The organism is Mesobacillus jeotgali (genome assembly GCF_002874535.1).
Lineage (GTDB): Bacteria > Bacillota > Bacilli > Bacillales > Cytobacillaceae > Mesobacillus > Mesobacillus jeotgali.
Window position 1 is genome coordinate 121295 of the sequence record NZ_CP025025.1, and the last position, 19536, is coordinate 140830.

The 19536-nt window shown below is 39.4% G+C and carries 17 protein-coding genes and 1 pseudogene; 17 read left to right on the forward strand and 1 reads right to left on the reverse strand.

From position 1 onward, the window contains the following. Nucleotides 1-213, reverse strand: coding sequence for a hypothetical protein (locus CD004_RS00545; RefSeq protein WP_102260973.1), 213 nt, complete (start codon nucleotides 211-213; stop codon nucleotides 1-3). A gap of 187 nt (nucleotides 214-400) precedes the next feature. Here CD004_RS00545 and CD004_RS00550 point away from each other — a divergent pair, with 187 nt between their 5' ends. From CD004_RS00550 to xylF, 17 genes and pseudogenes are all read left to right on the forward strand, one after another. After that, entirely contained in the window at nucleotides 401-772 is a 372-nt protein-coding gene (locus tag CD004_RS00550) for a hypothetical protein (protein ID WP_324782425.1), read from the forward strand. 137 nt (nucleotides 773-909) lie between these two features. Beyond that, nucleotides 910-2283, forward strand: coding sequence for a 23S rRNA (uracil(1939)-C(5))-methyltransferase RlmD (gene rlmD, locus CD004_RS00555; protein WP_102260974.1), 1374 nt, complete (start codon nucleotides 910-912; stop codon nucleotides 2281-2283). 246 nt (nucleotides 2284-2529) lie between these two features. Further along, nucleotides 2530-3078, forward strand: a complete 549-nt coding sequence (locus CD004_RS00560) for a sigma-70 family RNA polymerase sigma factor (protein ID WP_102260975.1) — start codon at nucleotides 2530-2532, stop codon at nucleotides 3076-3078. After that, a complete protein-coding gene (locus CD004_RS00565; protein WP_102260976.1) occupies nucleotides 3053-4444 on the forward strand; it encodes a DUF4367 domain-containing protein in 1392 nt (463 codons plus the stop codon). The genes CD004_RS00560 and CD004_RS00565 overlap by 26 nt, the downstream gene beginning before the upstream one ends. Before the next feature lie 405 nt (nucleotides 4445-4849). Continuing rightward, on the forward strand, nucleotides 4850-5467 hold the full coding sequence (locus CD004_RS00570; protein WP_102260977.1) for an HAD family hydrolase: 618 nt from the start codon (nucleotides 4850-4852) through the stop codon (nucleotides 5465-5467). Between the two features lie 611 nt (nucleotides 5468-6078). Then, nucleotides 6079-6462: pseudogene (locus tag CD004_RS00575) on the forward strand (hypothetical protein); the annotation flags it as partial. Nucleotides 6463-6515: 53 nt separating this feature from the next. After that, complete coding sequence (locus CD004_RS00580; RefSeq protein WP_102260978.1) at nucleotides 6516-7175, forward strand: DUF429 domain-containing protein; 660 nt, start codon at nucleotides 6516-6518, stop codon at nucleotides 7173-7175. Nucleotides 7176-7263: 88 nt separating this feature from the next. Continuing rightward, nucleotides 7264-8052: a Nif3-like dinuclear metal center hexameric protein gene (locus CD004_RS00585; protein ID WP_102260979.1), complete on the forward strand. Its 789-nt coding sequence runs from the start codon at nucleotides 7264-7266 to the stop codon at nucleotides 8050-8052. 75 nt (nucleotides 8053-8127) lie between these two features. Then, the gene (locus tag CD004_RS00590) at nucleotides 8128-8625 is read left to right on the forward strand and encodes a P-loop nucleotide/nucleoside kinase family protein (protein WP_102260980.1); all 498 of its coding nucleotides are present in this window, start codon (nucleotides 8128-8130) and stop codon (nucleotides 8623-8625) included. A 295-nt stretch (nucleotides 8626-8920) separates the two neighbouring features. After that, nucleotides 8921-9901 carry a tRNA dihydrouridine synthase gene (locus tag CD004_RS00595; RefSeq protein WP_102260981.1) on the forward strand — a complete coding sequence of 327 codons (981 nt, stop codon included), beginning with the start codon at nucleotides 8921-8923 and terminating at the stop codon, nucleotides 9899-9901. A gap of 258 nt (nucleotides 9902-10159) precedes the next feature. Next, complete coding sequence (locus CD004_RS00600) at nucleotides 10160-11269, forward strand: sugar ABC transporter substrate-binding protein (protein WP_102260982.1); 1110 nt, start codon at nucleotides 10160-10162, stop codon at nucleotides 11267-11269. 79 nt (nucleotides 11270-11348) lie between these two features. After that, the gene (locus tag CD004_RS00605) at nucleotides 11349-12869 is read left to right on the forward strand and encodes an ATP-binding cassette domain-containing protein (RefSeq protein WP_102260983.1); all 1521 of its coding nucleotides are present in this window, start codon (nucleotides 11349-11351) and stop codon (nucleotides 12867-12869) included. Nucleotides 12870-12881: 12 nt separating this feature from the next. Next, nucleotides 12882-14057: a sugar ABC transporter permease gene (locus CD004_RS00610; RefSeq protein WP_102260984.1), complete on the forward strand. Its 1176-nt coding sequence runs from the start codon at nucleotides 12882-12884 to the stop codon at nucleotides 14055-14057. A gap of 234 nt (nucleotides 14058-14291) precedes the next feature. Beyond that, a complete protein-coding gene (locus tag CD004_RS00615; protein WP_102260985.1) occupies nucleotides 14292-15269 on the forward strand; it encodes a sugar ABC transporter substrate-binding protein in 978 nt (325 codons plus the stop codon). After that, nucleotides 15262-16701 (forward strand): sensor histidine kinase, encoded by a 1440-nt coding sequence (locus CD004_RS00620; RefSeq protein ID WP_102260986.1) that lies wholly within the window; start codon nucleotides 15262-15264, stop codon nucleotides 16699-16701. Before CD004_RS00615 ends, CD004_RS00620 begins: the two co-directional genes overlap by 8 nt. Beyond that, a complete protein-coding gene (locus tag CD004_RS00625) occupies nucleotides 16694-18232 on the forward strand; it encodes a response regulator (RefSeq protein WP_102260987.1) in 1539 nt (512 codons plus the stop codon). Before CD004_RS00620 ends, CD004_RS00625 begins: the two co-directional genes overlap by 8 nt. Nucleotides 18233-18415: 183 nt before the next feature. Beyond that, nucleotides 18416-19495 carry a D-xylose ABC transporter substrate-binding protein gene (xylF, locus tag CD004_RS00630; RefSeq protein WP_102260988.1) on the forward strand — a complete coding sequence of 360 codons (1080 nt, stop codon included), beginning with the start codon at nucleotides 18416-18418 and terminating at the stop codon, nucleotides 19493-19495. Nucleotides 19496-19536 lie beyond the last annotated feature (41 nt).

Here is a 19536-nt window from a genome sequence, read left to right on the forward strand (position 1 = left end):
CTACTTGATCAATAGTACCTGGCTTTTGCTTAATCTTTGTTCCTTGTCTGGAGTGGTCACATAACCTTTTTCGTCCACCATCAAATCGATTAGGGTTCGAACATCGCTATTGTCGAGCTGGATCAGGATTGATTCCTGAAAATTTTCCTGCATGCTTTCCAATTCCGCTATCTTCATCTCTAATTCTTTAACTTTAATTTCAAGTTCGTCCATTTTTCATCTCCATCTTTTTTTACTATCTTATTCGTATTTTAAAATAAGAGAGGTGGTTTTCCTAAAGAAACAGTAAATCACTGCCCAATCTTATTAAGCATAGGCAGACCACCCAAACCATTTGCCCATTTTTACATAGTGTGTTAGAGGGACATAACAACACATTTGTAGAGAGGGGACAATTTACATGTATATGCATCCACATAATATGCCTTATTTGCATGATCCCAGATCGTACGAAACTGGCGCTGCGGGAACTCTGGCTGCTGGTTTATTAGGGGCTGGAATAGGATATTTGGGAGGACAATTGCTGAATGGAGCTGGATATGGATACCCAGGAGCAACTGGTATTGGAGGATACGGTTATCCAGGAGGTCCGGGATATGGAAGTTATGGCTTTCAAGGAGGACCAGGTTATGGCTTCCAGGGAGGACCGACTTATGGTTATCAGGGTGCTCCAGGTTATGGGAGTTATGGATACCAGGGTACACCAGGCATTGGCGGATATGGATATCAGTCTGGCCCTTGGTCTGGAGGGTATGGACCACAGGGATGGTAATATTTTTAAAAATGGGAGCAAAACGGCTTGGTCGTTTTGCTTCAGTATTTTGAAAAGACAGGTTGATGCGTTTCGCAATACCTGATTCAATATGATAAAATCTGACTTAGCTAATTCACAGCAAAGGACTTGAAATGATGAATAAAACAATCCCGGTTAAAAAGAACGATTTTATAGATGTAGTATTTGAGGATTTGACGCACGACGGAGCTGGTGTAGCCAAGGTTGACGGCTATCCGATTTTTGTACAGGGCGGACTTCCTGGCGAAAAAGCAAAAATTAAAGTAACCAAGGTGAACAAAGGGTACGGCTTTGGACGCCTGATGGAGATTCTTGAAAGGAGTACCTCCCGTGTTGAGTGTCCGGCTGAAGATGCCCATAAATATGGCGGCTGCCAGCTTCAGCATATCAGCTATGAGGGTCAGCTGAAGTATAAGGAAAACCAAGTGAGGCAGGTGCTGACACGGATCGGTAAGCTCGAGGACATTGTGGTACACCCGATTATGGGAATGGACAACCCGTGGCATTACCGGAACAAAGCACAGGTGCCGGTTGGCGAGAAGGACGGGAAGCTGATTGCTGGATTTTTCAAACCTCGGAGCCATGAAATTGTTGATACAGACGAGAGCCTGCTGCATCTTCATGAGATCAACGAAGCTGTACAAGCGGTCAAAGAAATCGCCGGTGAACTTGGAATTCAGCCGTATAACGAGGAATCCCATAAGGGTGTGTTGCGTCACATCATGGCCCGTTTCGGCAGGCAAACTGGAGAGTTGATGGTCGTCACCGTTACGAGAACGAATGATATCCCGCAGCGGAACAAACTGGTCGAGGAAATCGTCGCGAGACTGCCTAAGGTAAAGTCAATCGTCCATAACGTGAACTCGAAGAAAACGAATGTAATCATGGGAGATAAAACCGAGGTCCTTTGGGGAAGCGAAGTCATCTACGACTATATCGGTGACATCAAATTCGCGATCTCAGCACGTTCGTTTTATCAGGTAAATCCCGAACAGACAAAGGTGCTCTACGATAAAGCGCTTGAGTATGCTGAACTTACTGGTGAAGAGTCCGTGATTGACGCCTATTGCGGCATCGGCACAATCTCGTTATTTTTAGCGCAAAAAGCAAAGAAGGTATTCGGTGTCGAAATCGTCCCAGAAGCCATCGAAGACGCAAAACGTAACGCTGAACTGAACGGCATCACCAACGCCGAATTCGCAGTAGGCGAAGCCGAAACAGTCATACCGGCATGGTACGAAGAAGGAAACAGCGCCGATGTGCTAGTTGTCGACCCGCCGCGAAAAGGCTGTGACGAGGCACTGCTGCAGACTATTATTGATATGAAACCAAAGAAGGTTGTGTACGTGTCGTGTAACCCTGCTACATTGGCCAGGGACCTGCGAATTCTGGAAGATGGCGGGTATAAGACAGTTGAAGTGCAGCCTGTTGATATGTTTCCGCAGACGACGCATGTGGAGTGTGTGGCACAGCTTGTTTTAAAAAAATAAGGAACACTATTAGTCCCTGTTGAAAAACGGGGCTATTTTTGTGTCAAACTTTATATTTACTTTTTCATTTAGAAGAGGATTAATAGTATTTAGTCATGAAATGAGAAATTATTGTAATTTTTATAAAGACGAGGCGTTTATTTAATCTTCAACTCATATCCAGATTCTAAAAATTTTAATATTATTTGAATCGTTTTTTGTGCCTGTTTTATCTAATATTCGAAAACGAAAAAAGGAGGTGCCACATTGGAGACTAAGTTGAACTTAATATCCAAAGCGAAAAAAGGGGATATAAATGCATTTCAGACATTAATTCATTTTGAGAAGGAAAAATTGTACAAGATGGCATACGTTTATATGCGAAATGAAGATGATGCATTAGAAGTGTTTCAAGAAACGATTTATAAAGCTTTTGAATCGCTGGCAAAATTAAAAAATGACGAATATTTCTCCACGTGGATGACGCGTATTTTGATTAATTCAGCGATAGATTTATTAAGAAAGAAAAAAAGAGCAATTCCAATCAATCAAGCAGTATTAGAGAACACTAGTGATACCTCATCTTTTAAGTCTGATGAACAAATAGATCTTCTTAAAGCTATGGAAGAAATTGAAGAAAAATATAAAACGGTCCTGCTTTTAAGGTTTTATCAAGATTATACGGTTAAACAGATCGCAGCGATGCTTAAATGTCCAGAAGGAACGGTGAAAACAAATATCCGGCGCGGGTTAAATAAACTTAAGGAGAAAATGAAGGGGGTTTACAGTGATGACAGACAAAATTCCATCGTTTAAGGAAGACATTGACATGATTAATGTTCCGACTGATAAGCTTAATACGATTATATCGAACTTTTCATTGGATTCAAATGCAAGAAAACAGCAGGTCAAGCGTAAAAGGAATCGTATTTTAATCGTCGCGGCTTGCTTATTCATAGGCATACCTACGACCGCTTTCGGTGCAGTAAAAGCCTATGATATGATTGTCCAAAAGCAGAATTTTGAATTGAATATTTCAGTGGCAAATAAGATTTTCAATAAGAGAGATAGTTGGTATAAGATGAGAGTCGGCTATTTACCAGAAAATATGGAAGCAAACGATAGTCTGGCTATGAAATATTCCTTTAAAGATAACTATGCAAATGGTGGGTTTTCATTCATTCTATGGAGATTAGAGAAGAATTCTGATTTTCAAACTCTGTACTCAAACAGCTACGAAGAAAAAGAGTTCAATGGCAGGAAAGCAGTGGTTGTTAGGAAAGATACCGGAAACAAAAATATAATGTTTGATAGACAGGTCTTTCTCTTATTCAAGGAAGAGGGAATTATGTTAGAAAGTTATATTGGAGCCGATGTGAATGATGAGCAAATGATGAAAGTCATGGAGAACATTTCACTTGAGCGAACATCAGAGAAAAATGCATCCTATACACTAGATTATAATGGAGGCCATTTAAACAAAGCGGATAAACCAACAGAATCAAGAGTCATTCCTTTGAAAAAAGACAGCAAACAATTATTTAAGGTCGGTAAAACGGTTCCAGTAACCATGGAGCAAGGTGTTACTGGGACTGAAGCTAAACTCGAATTTGTTATAGAAAATGTTGAAGTCTTTGATAAAATCAAAGATTTTGAACAAGAAAATTTTAATCAATCGGGACTAGAAATTCTAAGTGAAAATAAGGCTATAGACGAAAAAAAGAAATTGTTGCCCTACAAACGGGATGTATATAAAGTTGGAAATGGCAAAGATTCTGTTGACGAATTAGTAGATTCACAACTAATTAATCTGAAATTTGTCTACCTGACAGCAACAGTGAAAAATACTAGTAAGCAGGCAACCGAAGAAATCTATATGCACCCGTCGTTACAAGTACTTCAATTTAATAATAATGCATGGAACTATGCTGGAGAAGATGGAATCGCCGAAGATAGTATTATGACTGGCGAAGTTGATTATTTAGAACCTCACGGAAGCGGTAAAGGCTTTTACAATATTGGCATTATCCAACCAGGTGAAACAAAGAAGATTAATTTAGGTTATTTTGTTGATGAGGATAAATTGGATTCAATCTTCCTTGATGCTTTCCATTACAGTGGATTTGGTAATATTGAAAATATGAATGCAAAGAATCGTTGGTGGATTGATATTCGTCAGTAGTAGCCGACACTATACAACAGATTAATGCTCTAAACTTAACAAGCACCTCATGTGTTGCCACATACACTCTACCCACTGTGAAGCTGTTGCAAAAATTGTAATATCATAAATAGGAGAGTCTTATCCCTTGGCGGATAAGACTCTTTTAGTAGTTTAATTTATTTCCATCTTTTGGTGTGATATATTGGTATGGTCTTGAGAAGCGCTTGAAGGAAAGGGCTAAATTAAATGGATAATAAACATACCATATGGCTTGGTGAGAAATATGTACACTGAATAGATAAGCTTCATGATGCCATTCTAGAGAATCTGTTTCAAAAAATAAAATTAGATGAATAATAGAGGAGCTATAGCAAAAGAAGAGAAAGTAAGTTGCAAAATTAGTTTTAGATGGGAGTGAAATAATTGGATAGTATAATTTTTGATTTAGATGGAACCATCTGGGACCCAATAGACACAGTACTTAGTGCTTGGAACAGCGTTATTAGAAAAAGCAATCTAATAAATAGTGAATTAACCCGGAAAGACTTTGAAGGTACGATGGGTTTACAGATGAATGATATAAGCAGGAAACTCTTTCCCGACTTAGCTAATACAGGACGGGAAAAGTTAATAAATGACTGTTGTGAAATAGAACAATCTATTATAGCAATAAACGGTGGGGTTCTTTTTCCCAATGTAGAGTATGTCCTGAAGGAGCTTTCTCAAAAGTACAAACTCTATATTGTCAGTAACTGCCAAGATGGCTACATAGAAGCTTTTTATAAGTCTCATAGACTTGACAAGTATTTTATAGACTTTGAAAATCCAGGTAGAACGGGTCTGTCAAAAGGTGAAAATATTAACTTAGTTATTGAGAGAAATAGCTTATCAAAACCAGTTTATGTGGGTGACACACAAGGTGATTTAGAAGCAGCCCGATTTGCTAAGATTCCCTTTATTTATGCTGAATATGGATTTGGCCAAGTAAGTCAATATGATATGAAAATTAAAAATTTTGAAGAACTTTTAGGAGTATTCTAGTGGATGGTTAACAAATATTTGAAGGTCAACACTATTTAAAAACCGTACATAAAGGAGGGTTAATTATGAAGGGCATCCCTTTTATTGTTTTAATGATGGTTTTGCTTGTCATGACTGCAGGCTGCTCACAGACTGAAGTGAAGAATGATATGCCACCAGCAAACGAGGAAGAAAATCAAACTGTTGATTCTGACTTAGATGATGACAATGGAGAGAAAGCGCAACTGTCTGAAACAGAAGGTGCTTCAGATGAACAAGTCTCAGAGAATATGAATATTGACGAGTACCTGAATGAGCACTATAAAATTGATGGGACGCATTATGAAACGGACGTATGGAAAAGTGACTCAGGAATGACGAACTATACAGTTAAATTGCTGCCAAATACGGAAGAGTATAGTCAGGAAATCAACGAAAAACTTCAGGATGGACATACGAAGAGTTATGAAGAAACTGAAGTGATGTTCGATATGGCGAAACAGATCATGGATGAATTGCCTGAAGTTAAAAATAAGAGTCGCGTGGATTCAGTCAGTTGGGTGTCCTTTGATGGTGAATTCAAAGTCGTCCTGATCCAGGATTTCGAAAACAGTGAACATCAGGCGGACGAGGAAGCATTATCTAAATATACAAGTAATCAAATTGAGTACGCTCGAGTTTGGCTGCAACTAGGACCCAACCAGGAAATCGATGAATTGAATGTCCATCACATTCCAGCTGGAGAAAAACTGAATCCTGACGATGAAACAAGCGCTAGTTATCCGGAGGATGTCATCCAGTTGGCAGGTTCTCGTTTGGTGGATGGCTCCGTGACTTATAGTGGTAATGGAGACGGCACGATCAATGTGTACAATGTCCCTCTGCGTTGGGATGGTAAATACCCTGCTGGGGAAGATTTTTATAATGAAATCATCGAAAAAACAAAGCTCGTCCCTATCGATACTGGGAACGATCATGAGGTCATACGGCTGATAAAATTGCAGAAGGTTCATTAAGCTAAATCGCGAATTTGTTTTACAGCCTGTAATTACGTAAGCGAGGGTTTTATATGAGAGTAATCGGAATTGATTTATCAGGTCCAAAAAATCATAAGGATACCGTTCTCACTATTTTTAAACAAGAGGGAAATCACCTGCAATTGGTTAAGTGGGCAAATAATTTAAGTGACCAGGATATCCTGAAAGAGGTTTTCGAACAAAGTCAATTAGATGAGGTAGTAATCGGAATTGATGCACCATTGTCCTATCAAGACGGTGGAGGAGATAGAGAAAGTGACCGGGAATTAAGAAAGTTTATTGTGAATTTAGGGATGAGATCTGGGTCAATCATGCCGCCCACCTTAAACAGAATGGTGTATTTAACATTAAGAGGTATAAAGCTTAGTAGAGAGATTGAGAATTTAAATGCCGCGTATCCAATTTCTTTGGTAGAAGTCCATCCAGGGGCCATAATTGGATCGAGACTGTCCCAACAAAATATTGAATATGTTTTGGCTTACAAACAAGAACAATCAGCTAGAAGTTTTATTCGAAAATGGCTTACGGAGCAGGGACTTACACAATTACCTATTGAAATGGAAGTGGAAAGCCATTCAATCGATGCCTGTGCAGCTGCGTTAGGTGCATGGCATTGGAAGGCTCCTTCTTATAATGCGAAGTGGCTATTCCCGGCTTGCCCTCCGCTGCATCCTTATGACTATTGCTGTTGAATTCAGCAGTGGTCGGCCGTAAGTAAAGAAAAACATTCCAAATATTCTATTGATGTTATTGTCATGGTGAAAATAAGGAGGTAAGTAAATGGATTTCATACATATTGTAGAAGGAATTAATGATCTATTTACTATTTCAAATAAGAAAATCTTTTCAAGTGAATCCGGGATTACATACCAGGCAGATAAGAAGGTTAAGAAAGTGGGATACTGTGTTAACCTAACACTTGAAACGATAGAGGAAGCAAGAATTCATGGCGTTGATATGATGGTGACACACCATGATGCATGGGATGAAATATATGGATTAAGAGAGGCATGCATAGAAAAACTAAGGGAATATGGTATAAGCCACTACTATAATCACTTACCACTTGATGACTGTAACTTTGGAACCAATGATAGTTTATTAACAAAATTGAATTTAGAGATTGTTAAAAGAACCCACGAATGGGAAGGGTTACATTTTGGCAGAGTCGCAGAGTATGATGATGAAATCGAATTCAATGAATTAGTAAAAAATATGGAGAATCTGCTTGAAGAGCCAGTTAAATACTGGCGTTTTAATGACAATAAGGTAAAGCGAGTGGGCTTAGTATGTGGTAATGGAGCACCAACAGCTTGCCTTAAAGAAGCAGTTGAGAATAAGTGTGATGTCTACATTACAGGTGAATGCAATTTGTATACGATTCAATATGCTCAGTTTAAAGGAATCAATCTTATCATTGGGAGTCATACTTTCACAGAATTCTTTGGAATTGAAAGTTTAGCATTGAAATTGAATGAGAATATAAAAGAACTCGAAGTAGTGAGACTTAATGAAGAACATTATGAAGCGAATATAAAATTAGACAAAAATAAAGAGAACTACGTATAACTTAAGGTGAAATATTCTCCCCTTTCCAAAGGGGGCCGAAACAATCGCTGGAATAAGCCCGGGGGGTTAGAAAACATGAAACAATCGGGGACGCTATACTTTTTCTGTGGAAAAATGGGTGCAGGAAAATCAACTAGATCAAAACAATTGGCGATAGATAAACATGCGGTACTGTTGTCTGAGGATGAATGGCTTGCATCTCTTTATCCCAATCAGATCGCATCATTTGAGGATTATTTAAAATTCTCAGCGCAGCTCAAGCCGTTGGTGAAAAAGCATGTCCAAAACATATTAAGTGTGGGTACAGATGTAGTGATGGATTTTCCAGCTAACACTCAAAAACTGCGAAAGTGGTTTTTGGATATGGCGTCAGAGGTCAATGCAAACCATCAACTAATTTTCCTTAATCTAAATAACGAGCAATGTTTAAGTCAAATTGCACAAAGGCGTAACGAACAGCCAGAAAGAGCAGCTTTTGATACGGAAGCGGTGTTTATTCATGTTACTAAATTTTTTGAAGCACCAGAAGCATCCGAGGGTTTAAATACTTTAGAGCTTAGTGGAAAAGAATAACAACAGTACGATAAACCCCAACGATGAACTTTAGACCCTGATTTCGTTCCGGGTCTTTTTGCTGTTAAGTCTTCGTTTTCCCAATAGCAGTTTCCAACAAAATAGTATTTTACCTAGCCAAGTGGAATGTTATGTGATGTATAGAGATTATGAAGTTAAAATTACCATTTCCATTAGTTTGATAAAAAGTGCTAAAGCATGGTATAAGTGTAAATGGAGCAGGGACATTCTGCTTTTTAATTTTGGGATCAGGGATTGGCCTGATATCCCATGATGAGAGGATTTGAAGCAAAATATGAAAGAGAATTTTTGGCGTGATTTACCACGACCATTTTTTATATTGGCACCAATGGAAGAAGTGACGGATGTTGTTTTTCGCCATGTAGTGAGTGAAGCAGCAAGACCGGATGTGTTTTTTACCGAGTTTACAAACAGTGATAGTTATTGTCACCCAGAGGGGATCCAGAGTGTGCGTGGGCGTTTGACTTTTACAGAGGATGAACAGCCAATTGTCGCTCATATCTGGGGGGACAAGCCTGAATATTTCCGGCAGATGAGTATTGGTATGGCGGAAATGGGCTTTAAGGGTCTTGATATCAATATGGGCTGTCCTGTCCCTAATGTGACGCAGAATGGGAAGGGAAGCGGCCTGATCCGCCGTCCGGATGTGGCAGCTGAACTAATCCAGGCTGCAAAGGCAGGCGGATTGCCTGTAAGTGTCAAGACGAGGCTTGGTTTCACTGAAGTAGACGAATGGAAGACCTGGCTGAAACACATTCTGGAACAAGACATTGCGAATCTTTCCATCCATCTGCGAACACGGGAGGAAATGAGCAAAGTGCCTGCGCATTGGGAGCTGATTCCGGAGATTAAAAAGCTCCGTGACGAGGTGGCACCGGATACCCTTTTGACAATCAATGGGGATATTCCTGACCGTCAGACTGGATTGAAGTTGGTTGAACAATATGGTGTTGATGGGGTTATGATTGGACGCGGCATTTTCCACAACCCATTTGCCTTTGAAATGGAGAAGAAAGAGCATAGCAGTGAGGAATTGCTTGACCTTTTAAGTTTGCATATGGATCTCCATGATAAATATTCGCATCTAGAGCTGCGGCCGTTCACGGCTCTTCATCGCTTTTTCAAAATCTATGTCAAAGGATTCCATGGGGCGAGTAGTTTAAGAAATCAATTGATGAACACAAAGTCAACGGATGAAGTGCGTGAATTGCTTGATCAATTTGCAGCACAGAATCCTGATGGAACGGAAAAATAAATCAATCAGTAGGACATTATTGACGGAATCAGGTGAAACTGGTTCCGTCTTTTTTTTGTGGAATTACCAACTTCCTTTATCAGCTTATAAAAAATCATTTAAGAAACTAAATAAACTGCTGTGCACTTTTTTTCAGAAAAGATAAAAAAGTGCAGAAGATGATAAAAGATTACTATATGTTAACGCTTTCAAAGTGAATAGACCGCTATATGATGGAATTGTAGCAAATTAATTACATCTTTAAAGGGGGAAATATTAGTGAAAAAAGTTTGGAAATTATTTTCTGTTTTAATCGTAATGACAGTGTTGACTGGGATGCTGGCAGCATGCAGCGGGACTACTGGCGGAAGCAGTAAAGTGAGTGTAGGAATTGTTCTTCCAACGAAGGATGAGCCGAGATGGGTGCAAGATGAGCAGCGCTTTAAGGATGCATTAGCTGATTCTGATTACACGACCGAAATTTTATTCAGCCAGGGTTCTTCTGCAAAGGAAAAAGAAAACGTAGAAACTTTGCTTAATAAAGGCATTGAAGTATTAATTATTGCTCCTCATGATGGTGCAGCAGCTGGTTCTGCGGTAGAAGCAGCGAAAAAAGAAGGAGTAACGGTAATAGCTTATGACCGTTTAATTACAGAAACAGATGCAATCGATTATTATGTAACGTTTGATAGTCTGGCAGTAGGTGCTGCTCAAGGTCAATACTTAATAGACAGTGTAGAAGGTTCAAACGTACCGTTGTACCTTTATGCAGGAGCTTCTTCTGATAACAACGCATTCTTATTCTTTGAAGGTGCATGGAAAGTTCTTCAGCCGAAGATTGCAGATGGTACTTTTGTAATCGCTAACTCAACAGAAGCAGAGGCATTAAAAGATAAGCAAGAGCTTACTCGTGATGAGTTAGGTAAAATCCTGGGCCAGGTAACTACTAACTGGGATCCTAACGAAGCGAAAAATAAAGCGCAAACACACTTAACAGCAGCAGGTACGGATTTAAAAGGTGATGTAGCGGTTTTAGCTCCAAACGATGGAACTGCCCGTTCTATTGCAGATGTTTTCGGAACAGACTCTGACATTTCTAGTTTCGTAGTAACTGGTCAAGATGCTGAGAAAGCTTCAATTCAATACATCATTGATGGCAAGCAATCTATGACGGTCTTTAAAGATGTCAGAACACTGGTTGCAGACGCAATTGATATGGCAATCGACATCCTTGATGACAAAAAACCAGCTACAACTGGTTCTTACAACAATGGAAAAGTCGATGTGAAAGCGAAACAAACAGACGTTATTGTCGTAGACGAAGAGAATGTTAAGAAAGAACTAATTGATTCAGAATACTATGAGGCTAGTGAGTTTAAAGGACTGTAAAAATTTAAATTGCGTGATCGTATTCAATTAGATTACGATCACGCAGTTATTATAGCTGTTTTGGTTGGAGGGAATGAGGATGAGCGAATATATTCTGGAGATGAAGCAGATTTCAAAGGAATTTACAGGAGTCAAGGCGCTCGACAATGTCAATTTCAAAGTGAAGAAGGGTGAAATACACTGTTTAGTTGGAGAAAATGGGGCTGGGAAGTCCACTCTGATGAAAGTGCTTAGCGGGGTTTATCCTTACGGGACTTATGATGGGGATATTGTTTACGAAGGTAAGGTACAGCAATTTAATAAAATTAACGATAGTGTACATGCAGGTATCGTTATCATTTACCAGGAGCTAGCTCTGTTTCCTGATCTCACAGTTTACGAGAATATATTTGCTGGCAATGAAATCAAGCAAGGGGCTTTGATTGACTGGAATGAGACGATTGTTGAAGCTAAAAAATTGCTTGAAAAAGTTAACCTCGACATTAACCCCGAGACACTTGTTAAAGATTTGGGAGTAGGGAAACGTCAGTTGATTGAAATTGCCAAAGCGTTAAGTAAAGACGTAAAGCTTCTCATTCTCGATGAACCGACAGCAGCATTAAATGAAGACGACAGTGAAAATTTATTAAACTTGCTTGATGATCTCAGAAAACAAGGGATTACCTGCATTATGATTTCTCATAAATTGAAGGAAGTTATTTCGATAGCAGATAGTGCAACTGTTATTCGCGATGGGCAAACGATCAGAACCCTGGATGCTTCTGAAGGTGAGATAACAGAAAATACGATTATAAAAAATATGGTTGGACGCGAAATTCAGGATATTTATCCGAAACGCGCGAAGAAATCATATGAAGAAAAGGTACTTGAGTTAAAGAATTGGTCTGCGTACGACCAAAAGCTTGGCAGACATGTAGTGAAGAATGCAAATTTATATGTTAAAAAAGGTGAAATTATTGGTTTGGCAGGCTTAATGGGCTCTGGCCGAACGGAACTTGCCCTTAGTATCTTTGGTAACGCGAAAGCTTATAAGCTGCAAGGCGACTTACTGTTGGATGGAATGCCAAAAGCATTGAAACATACTAGTGAGGCAATTAAAGCTGGGATTGCGTATGTTACTGAGGATCGTAAGGGGGATGGGTTGTTTTTACTGCAAGATATTAAAAGCAACATTTCTGCCGCAAACTTACAAGGAATTTCTGCCAACGGAGTCATCAATGACAATGAAGAGATTAAAGTAGCAGATGGCTACAAAACTTCATTACACATCAAAGCCGCTTCTTTAGAACAGCTTGTTGGCAAATTAAGTGGTGGTAACCAGCAAAAAGTTTCGCTAGGCAAGTGGCTGTTTGTTGGCCCTAAACTCCTAATATTAGATGAGCCTACCCGAGGTATTGACGTGGGCGCAAAATTTGAAATTTATACGGTGATGAACAAGCTGATCGAAGAGGGAATGAGTATTATCATGATTTCTTCTGAGCTTGGTGAAGTATTGGGAATGAGTGACAGAGTTTATGTCATGGCCGAAGGAGAAATCAAAGGCGAATTGCCAATAGAAAAAGCCGACCAGGAAAAAATTATGCAACTTGCAACACAATAGGAGGCTAAACCAATGACTTTAATAAATGACGTGAAAACGTTAATCAGTAAGAATATTCGTGATTACGGGATGTACATTGCCTTATTTGTCATCTTTCTCATCTTTACAATTTTAACGAATGGCTTATTTATTTCTTCTCGCAATATTAGTAACTTACTAGATTCTGCAGGCTATATTGCGGTTCTGGCTGTCGGTGTTATGCTGGTCATCGTCATTCGGCATATTGACTTATCGATCGGGTTTTTAGCAGGTTTCCTTGGAGCGATTGCGGCAATTCTTTTAATGCAGCACGGTTTACCTGTTTATATTGTGATCCCTGTCATTTTGATACTTGGTACGATTGCCGGTTTGTTTACGGGCTTTCTTGTTGCAAAAGTGGGAATTCCTGCCTTTGTGGCAACACTGGCAGGCTGGTTGATTTATCGCGGTGCGATTCTGCAGGTAACAGAAAAGTCTGGAACAATCATCGTTCAAAATGATGCTTTTAATGCAATTGGAAATGGATACATTCCATCTATTATGCAAATCAGCGGACTGCACTTACTTTCTTTATTAATTGGTGTACTTGGAATATTATTTTACAATCTTAGTGCAATATCCAACCGTCGAAACAAAATCAAGTATAATTTTGAAGTAGTTTCAAAGCAGATTTTCATTTTACAGCTTGTGTTCGTTTCGGCTATCATCGCTGCAATCACTTGGATCTTAGCTGGCTATAATGGTTTCTCCTGGACAGTGATGATCATCCTATTAGTTGTGCTTGTATATCATTTCTTGACAACGAAGACAGTAATGGGGAGACATATTTATGCAGTCGGCAGTAATCCAGAAGCTGCACATTTAAGCGGGATTAACGTGAACAAGATAACGTTCATTGTATTCGGTTCAATGGGTTTGCTATCAGCCTTATCAGGTATTCTATTTACTTCTCGCCTTCAATCAGCAACTACAACTGCTGGTACACTATTCGAACTTGATGCCATCGCGGCCGCATACGTTGGCGGTGTATCTGCGGCAGGCGGGGTAGGTAAAGTAACAGGGGCTATCATCGGAGCGATCGTAATGGCATCCTTAACGAGCGGGATGAACTTGCTTGGTGTAGGGATTTCATATCAATATATGATTAAAGGTGGCGTTTTAGCCTTAGCTGTAATCTTCGATGTTATGACAAGAAGAAAAGGAAACTAACTGCCTCTGTTAGCGGGCTTTCACCAAGACAATTGGGGAAGCCTTTTTTGACATATAAGAATGTATAAAATTCACATCGAGAATTGTCCAGCTCCAGCGCTTGTCGGAGCTGACCAAGGCGCTTGCGCTTTTCTTGCATAATTACTTTTATTTATAATGCAGTATAATAGTCAGGCTGATAGAATCAAGTTAAATAACATCTAGACGGTTAAAGAAAAAGGGGAGAAAGCGGATATGAAAAAGTATATGTATACCATATTGGGCCTTGTATTTGTCTCCCTTTGTTATCTTATTTTCGTATCAGCCAACATTGTCTTTAGTAATGACATAGCTTTACCTAAAGCAAAAAAACAAACAGACTCACGCTATCGCTTAGTTCTCATCACAAGGGACATGGACACTACGTTTTGGAATAAGGTTGGCATGGGAGCATCGAGACAGGCAGTGAAAGAAGGAGCCAGCCTTGAAATTTGGGGAAGCTATAGCAATAATTCAGAACAATTTTTAAAAAAGTTAGAACTGGCGATCCATTCAAAAGTGGATGGAATCATCATACAAGGACTAGATACAGACGAGTTCAAAGAACTCACAAAAGTAAAGGCTGCGTTTAATGGAATTCCGATCATCACAGTAGCAAATGATGTGCCAATGAAGGAAAGCTTAAGAAGGACATACGTTGGTTCTGATCAATTTCGTGCTGGAGGTTTAATTGCACGGCAGTTGTTGAATGAAATGGGAACTGAAGGGAATGTTGTGCTCCTTTCTGACGAGCAGAAAGAGTATTACCAGAATGAGAGATTAAAGGGCATCTATGCCACTTTGAAAGTGTATCCAAATATTAAGGTACAATATGCGGAAACAGCAGAGTCAAAAGATCAAGTCATCACCACGATGAGAGACCAGTTAAATCAAATGCCGGATGTGGATGCATTTATCGCTGTAAACGCAAATATGATTGGTCCTATGGTACAGGAAATAGGAAAGCGTTCCCAGGTTGAACCTTATTTCATATATACCTTTGATGATGGACCAGAATCATTACCTCTTTTTGAAGAAGGCAAAATTGACGGAGTCGTCGAGCAAGATCCAGAAACAATGGGTGAAGTCAGTGTACAACAACTTGTTAAATGGCTGAACGGGGAAACGGTACCGCTTGATATTAATGGTTACTTCACAAAGATACGCATATTGAAGGACAACAGAAATGAATAGTATCAGAAGAAAAATATTAACATTCACAACTATAGTCATTGTCATTATGTCCATCATTTGGATTGCTCTGACATTCTACAACTATAAAACACAAGTGAAATATAATGACATCTTAAACCGATACTTAATCTTAAGTGATGTGTCGAGGTCCAGTAATCAAGTAATTACAGACTTGAATAACTATATGAACCAATCGACACCAGAAAACTTTCAGAAATTAGAGAGCAGCAAAAAGGTTCTGGAATCTGCTAGATATGAAGTATTTAAGGTGAGAAATGAAGTAAATGATTTTACCCTGACAAATTACATTCATTTAATGGGCAGTTTAATTGAAACAACAGACAGATTAATGGGACTTGAACGAGATTCCGAGGCAGCGGTAAAAGACCTTGCAGAAACTGCACGTATTGGCAACTATATTTCCGATATGACGCTCACCTTAATCGATATGGAACTCAAAACACATGAGCCATTCTATCGTGGCATTATGGAGCAGTCGATTGAATTAGTGAAACTGGCCATATGGATGATTTTATTAACATCCTTATTGCTTTTATTGGCTACATATTGGTTTTCCTTAAGCATCACAAGGCCAGTCCAACAATTGACAAAGGCTGCAAGTGAATTGGCGAAAGGGAAATTCGATAATGAAATATCAGTCAAATCGAATGATGAAATTGCCTTTCTTGCTAAAACATTTGATCATATGCGTACGAACATAATTAATTTAATTCAGCAAATAAAGGAAAAAGCAAAGCTGGAACACGAGCTGCAGCAGAATAAAATTTTACTGCAGGAAAGTCATTTCCGCAGTCTGCAAAGCCAAATGAATCCGCATTTCTTGTTTAATACACTAAATACGCTATCGAAAAAAGCGTATCTGGAAGGGTCAGAAGAAATTAGTGATTTGCTCGTCAGCGTCGCAGACCTTTTACGGTACAACTTAAAGCAAATTGACCGGTCCGTAACATTAAGAGATGAATTGATTGTTGTCAATCAATATATGCAGATTCAACAGGCACGGTTTACGGATAGACTTCAACTGAAATTGGATATTGATGACTCATGCTTAGATGTTGCTATTCCTGCACTTACCCTGCAGCCGATTATTGAAAATGCTGTAATCCATGCAATAGAGCCCAATATTAACGGGGGGATCATCGCAATTCAGGTGAAGGACTTGACTGAATATGTGCTAGTTCAAATTGAAGATGACGGAATAGGCATGTCTGAGGAGGTCATCACGCAAATTTTAATGGAACGTCAAGTGCAAACAGCAGGACATTCAACAGGAATTGGTTTCAGTAATGTTGTAAAACGTCTGCGCCTTTTTTATGAGAGGGATGACGTCATTCATATTGAAAGCTCATTGGGCAGCGGCACGGCCGTTCTATTACAAATTCCGAAACAAAGAGGCGAGATACATGATTAAACTTTTAATTGTGGATGACGAACAAATAGAACGGGAAGGGATGGAAGCGATTTTAAATAGAGCATTCCCGGACCTGATTGTTGAACAAGCCAATAATGGGAATAGAGCGGTAGAATTAGCAGCAAGCTTCAAGCCGGATTTGGTGTTAATGGACATCCAAATGCCTGGCATGAACGGCCTGGAAGCCGTAGAGCAGATTCTTGCTGATTTTCCTCATATTAAATTCATCATGGTAACAGCATTTGATACGTTCAATTATGTCCAGTCAGCCTTAAAGCTTGGAGCAAAAGATTATATCTTAAAGCCCAGTAAGGTGAGTGAAATTAGAGCAACGGTTGGAAAGGTATTGAAAGAAATAGAAAACGAGAGGGAGTTACAAGCAGAAAGCAGCTTGCAGCGAGAACTGCTTCAAAGGACATTACCTCTCGTTGAAACAGATGTTGTAACGCAGCTGCTATTTGATCATGTGCATGAAGTTCACTTAAATATGTTAATGGAGATGCTTGATATTCAATCAACAGGTCAGGTATTCGTCATGAATGTGATAGTACCAGATGGAATGGAACATCTTTACTCAAGGATTAAAGAAAAAGTCAGGAAAACGAGAAGTGGATGGATGGGTGCTCTTTATGATGGGCAGCTGCCGATCGTTATCTTCAGAAACGGCCAATCTTATCGATCACAAGCAATTTCTCTAGCAAGAGATATTTTATTAGAAGTAAACAAGGAGCAGAAAGCTGGATGGTTCATTGGGATCGGTAATGATTGCAACTCATTAGAGAAAATCCGTCAATCTTATCAGGAGGCAATCATTGCTTCGAGCAATAAGGCACTACCGGTGAAATATCGGTTTTATCAAGACATACCTGTTTTGAATGAAACAGGCAGTTGGCAACAGGCAAAGTATTTAAAAAAAGATCTTTCCGACCAGGTCCGTCTTGGGCAGTGGGACCAAATTAAATCGAACATTAGTCATCTGATCCAAGCATACGAAATGGAAGGCATAGAAGTCCAGCAAGCACAGCAATTCGTATTAGAAGCACTATGGTCAATCTGGTCGATTGTAAGCGATTTGGGGATTGAAATAGCAACGCCAATTTACCATTATCAATCGCCAAATTACCGTCAATTACGTTCAGAAACGGCCAATCTTTTGATGGATATAAAAGATTCTTATGATAGACATTACATTAGTTTGGAAGCGGATACAATTTATCGGATTAAACAATATATCATGGAAAATTCCCAACAGAATATTTCGCTAGAAACACTTAGTAATAAAGTAGGTCTCAGCCCCATTTATATCAGTAAAATGTTTAAAGAAAAACTAGGGATTAACTATATTGACTTTTTAACCGAGTGCCGTATTGAAAAAGCAAAGAAAATGTTAGGAGATCCAGAGAAGAGTATCAAGGAAATTACAATTGAAGTTGGCTATCACGAACCCAATTATTTCAGCAAAGTATTTAAAAAGATGTGCAATGTTACGCCAAGAGAATATCGTAAAACACTGCTGGGTTTAAAAGATTAGGCTCTTTCTTATAGACTCTGTTAAAGCTCAAGGGTGATTTTTAAAACCCTGTGGTTGTTATGGAAAGCGACGCGCCTGGGACGAAAATTAACAATCAGGTTTGACAGAGCCTATCTTTAAAAGAAAACATCAATAGAAATGCCAAACTAAAACAGAAGTTCCACAGGGAAGGGAGGAGAAGCGATGGTAAAAAAGTTAAGGATAGTTGGTTTATTGAATCTTATCTTCCTCCTAATGTTATTGGCGGCATGCGAAGAAGGGGTGTCTACAATACAGAAGGAAAACAAAGAGTCAGAGATTGAAAGAGTTACTGATTCGGAAGACAAGCTTAAAATCGGTTTTTCGATGGACACGTTGGAAGAGGAACGGTGGCCAAGAGATAGAGACTTGTTTAAAGAAGCGGTAAAGTCATTAGGGGCGGAAGTCGTGATACGCGAAGCGAAGGGTGACGATACCTTGCAAATCGTGCAGGCAGAAACGTTAATCAGCGAGGGAGTGGACTTGCTTGTAATCGTTCCGCATAACGCGGAGGCTGTAGCAACCATCGTCAACAAAGCCCACTCTGCGGGTATCAAAGTTATATCATATGACCGTTTAGTGAAAAATTCTTCTGTTGATTTATACATCTCTTTTGACAATGAGTTAGTTGGAGAACTTCAAGCTCAGGCGATAACAAAGGTAGTGCCAAAAGGGAAGTATGTATATATCGGCGGGGCAAATACAGACAATAATGCACATTTATTTAAAAAAGGAGTTTTTAATGTCCTTCAGCCATTCATAGATAGGGGTGACATACAGATTGTGTATGATCAGTGGACTGAAAATTGGACTCCTGAAAATGCTCGTGCCAATATGGAAGCTGCCTTGGAGATAAATAATAACGAGATAGATGCGGTTATTGCTGCAAACGATGCGACAGCAGGTGGAGTTATAAAAGCACTTGAAGCACAAGGGCTTGCGGGGAAAATTCCAGTTGCCGGACAAGATGCAGACTTAGCAGCAGCACAGCGTATTGTCCAAGGGACTCAGACAATGACCATCTACAAACCTATTAAAACATTAGCATACGAAGCAGCAAGAGCCGCTATCAAAATGGCAGAAGGAGAAACCGTTACATCGGACAGAAAAATTAACAACGGAAAATTAGAAATACCATCCCTCCTACTTGCGCCTATTGCTGTAGATAAAAATAATATAGATGACACCATTATTGCTGATGGATTTCATCAGCGTGATGAGGTGTATGGGAAGACAGGGAAATGAGAATCATTTTTTAGCAGCGGAATAAGAAATTGGTGGAGGTT

What these genes read in the sequence shown, in the direction of transcription:
- CD004_RS00545 (WP_102260973.1), bottom strand. Translation starts at nt 213, where the DNA reads ATGGACGAACTTGAAATTAAAGTTAAAGAATTAGAGATGAAGATAGCG.
- CD004_RS00550 (WP_324782425.1), top strand. Translation starts at nt 401, where the DNA reads ATGTATATGCATCCACATAATATGCCTTATTTGCATGATCCCAGATCG.
- rlmD (WP_102260974.1), top strand. Translation starts at nt 910, where the DNA reads ATGAATAAAACAATCCCGGTTAAAAAGAACGATTTTATAGATGTAGTA.
- CD004_RS00565 (WP_102260976.1), top strand. Translation starts at nt 3,053, where the DNA reads ATGACAGACAAAATTCCATCGTTTAAGGAAGACATTGACATGATTAAT.
- CD004_RS00580 (WP_102260978.1), top strand. Translation starts at nt 6,516, where the DNA reads ATGAGAGTAATCGGAATTGATTTATCAGGTCCAAAAAATCATAAGGAT.
- CD004_RS00585 (WP_102260979.1), top strand. Translation starts at nt 7,264, where the DNA reads ATGGATTTCATACATATTGTAGAAGGAATTAATGATCTATTTACTATT.
- CD004_RS00590 (WP_102260980.1), top strand. Translation starts at nt 8,128, where the DNA reads ATGAAACAATCGGGGACGCTATACTTTTTCTGTGGAAAAATGGGTGCA.
- CD004_RS00595 (WP_102260981.1), top strand. Translation starts at nt 8,921, where the DNA reads ATGAAAGAGAATTTTTGGCGTGATTTACCACGACCATTTTTTATATTG.
- CD004_RS00605 (WP_102260983.1), top strand. Translation starts at nt 11,349, where the DNA reads ATGAGCGAATATATTCTGGAGATGAAGCAGATTTCAAAGGAATTTACA.
- CD004_RS00610 (WP_102260984.1), top strand. Translation starts at nt 12,882, where the DNA reads ATGACTTTAATAAATGACGTGAAAACGTTAATCAGTAAGAATATTCGT.
- CD004_RS00615 (WP_102260985.1), top strand. Translation starts at nt 14,292, where the DNA reads ATGAAAAAGTATATGTATACCATATTGGGCCTTGTATTTGTCTCCCTT.
- CD004_RS00620 (WP_102260986.1), top strand. Translation starts at nt 15,262, where the DNA reads ATGAATAGTATCAGAAGAAAAATATTAACATTCACAACTATAGTCATT.
- CD004_RS00625 (WP_102260987.1), top strand. Translation starts at nt 16,694, where the DNA reads ATGATTAAACTTTTAATTGTGGATGACGAACAAATAGAACGGGAAGGG.
- xylF (WP_102260988.1), top strand. Translation starts at nt 18,416, where the DNA reads ATGGTAAAAAAGTTAAGGATAGTTGGTTTATTGAATCTTATCTTCCTC.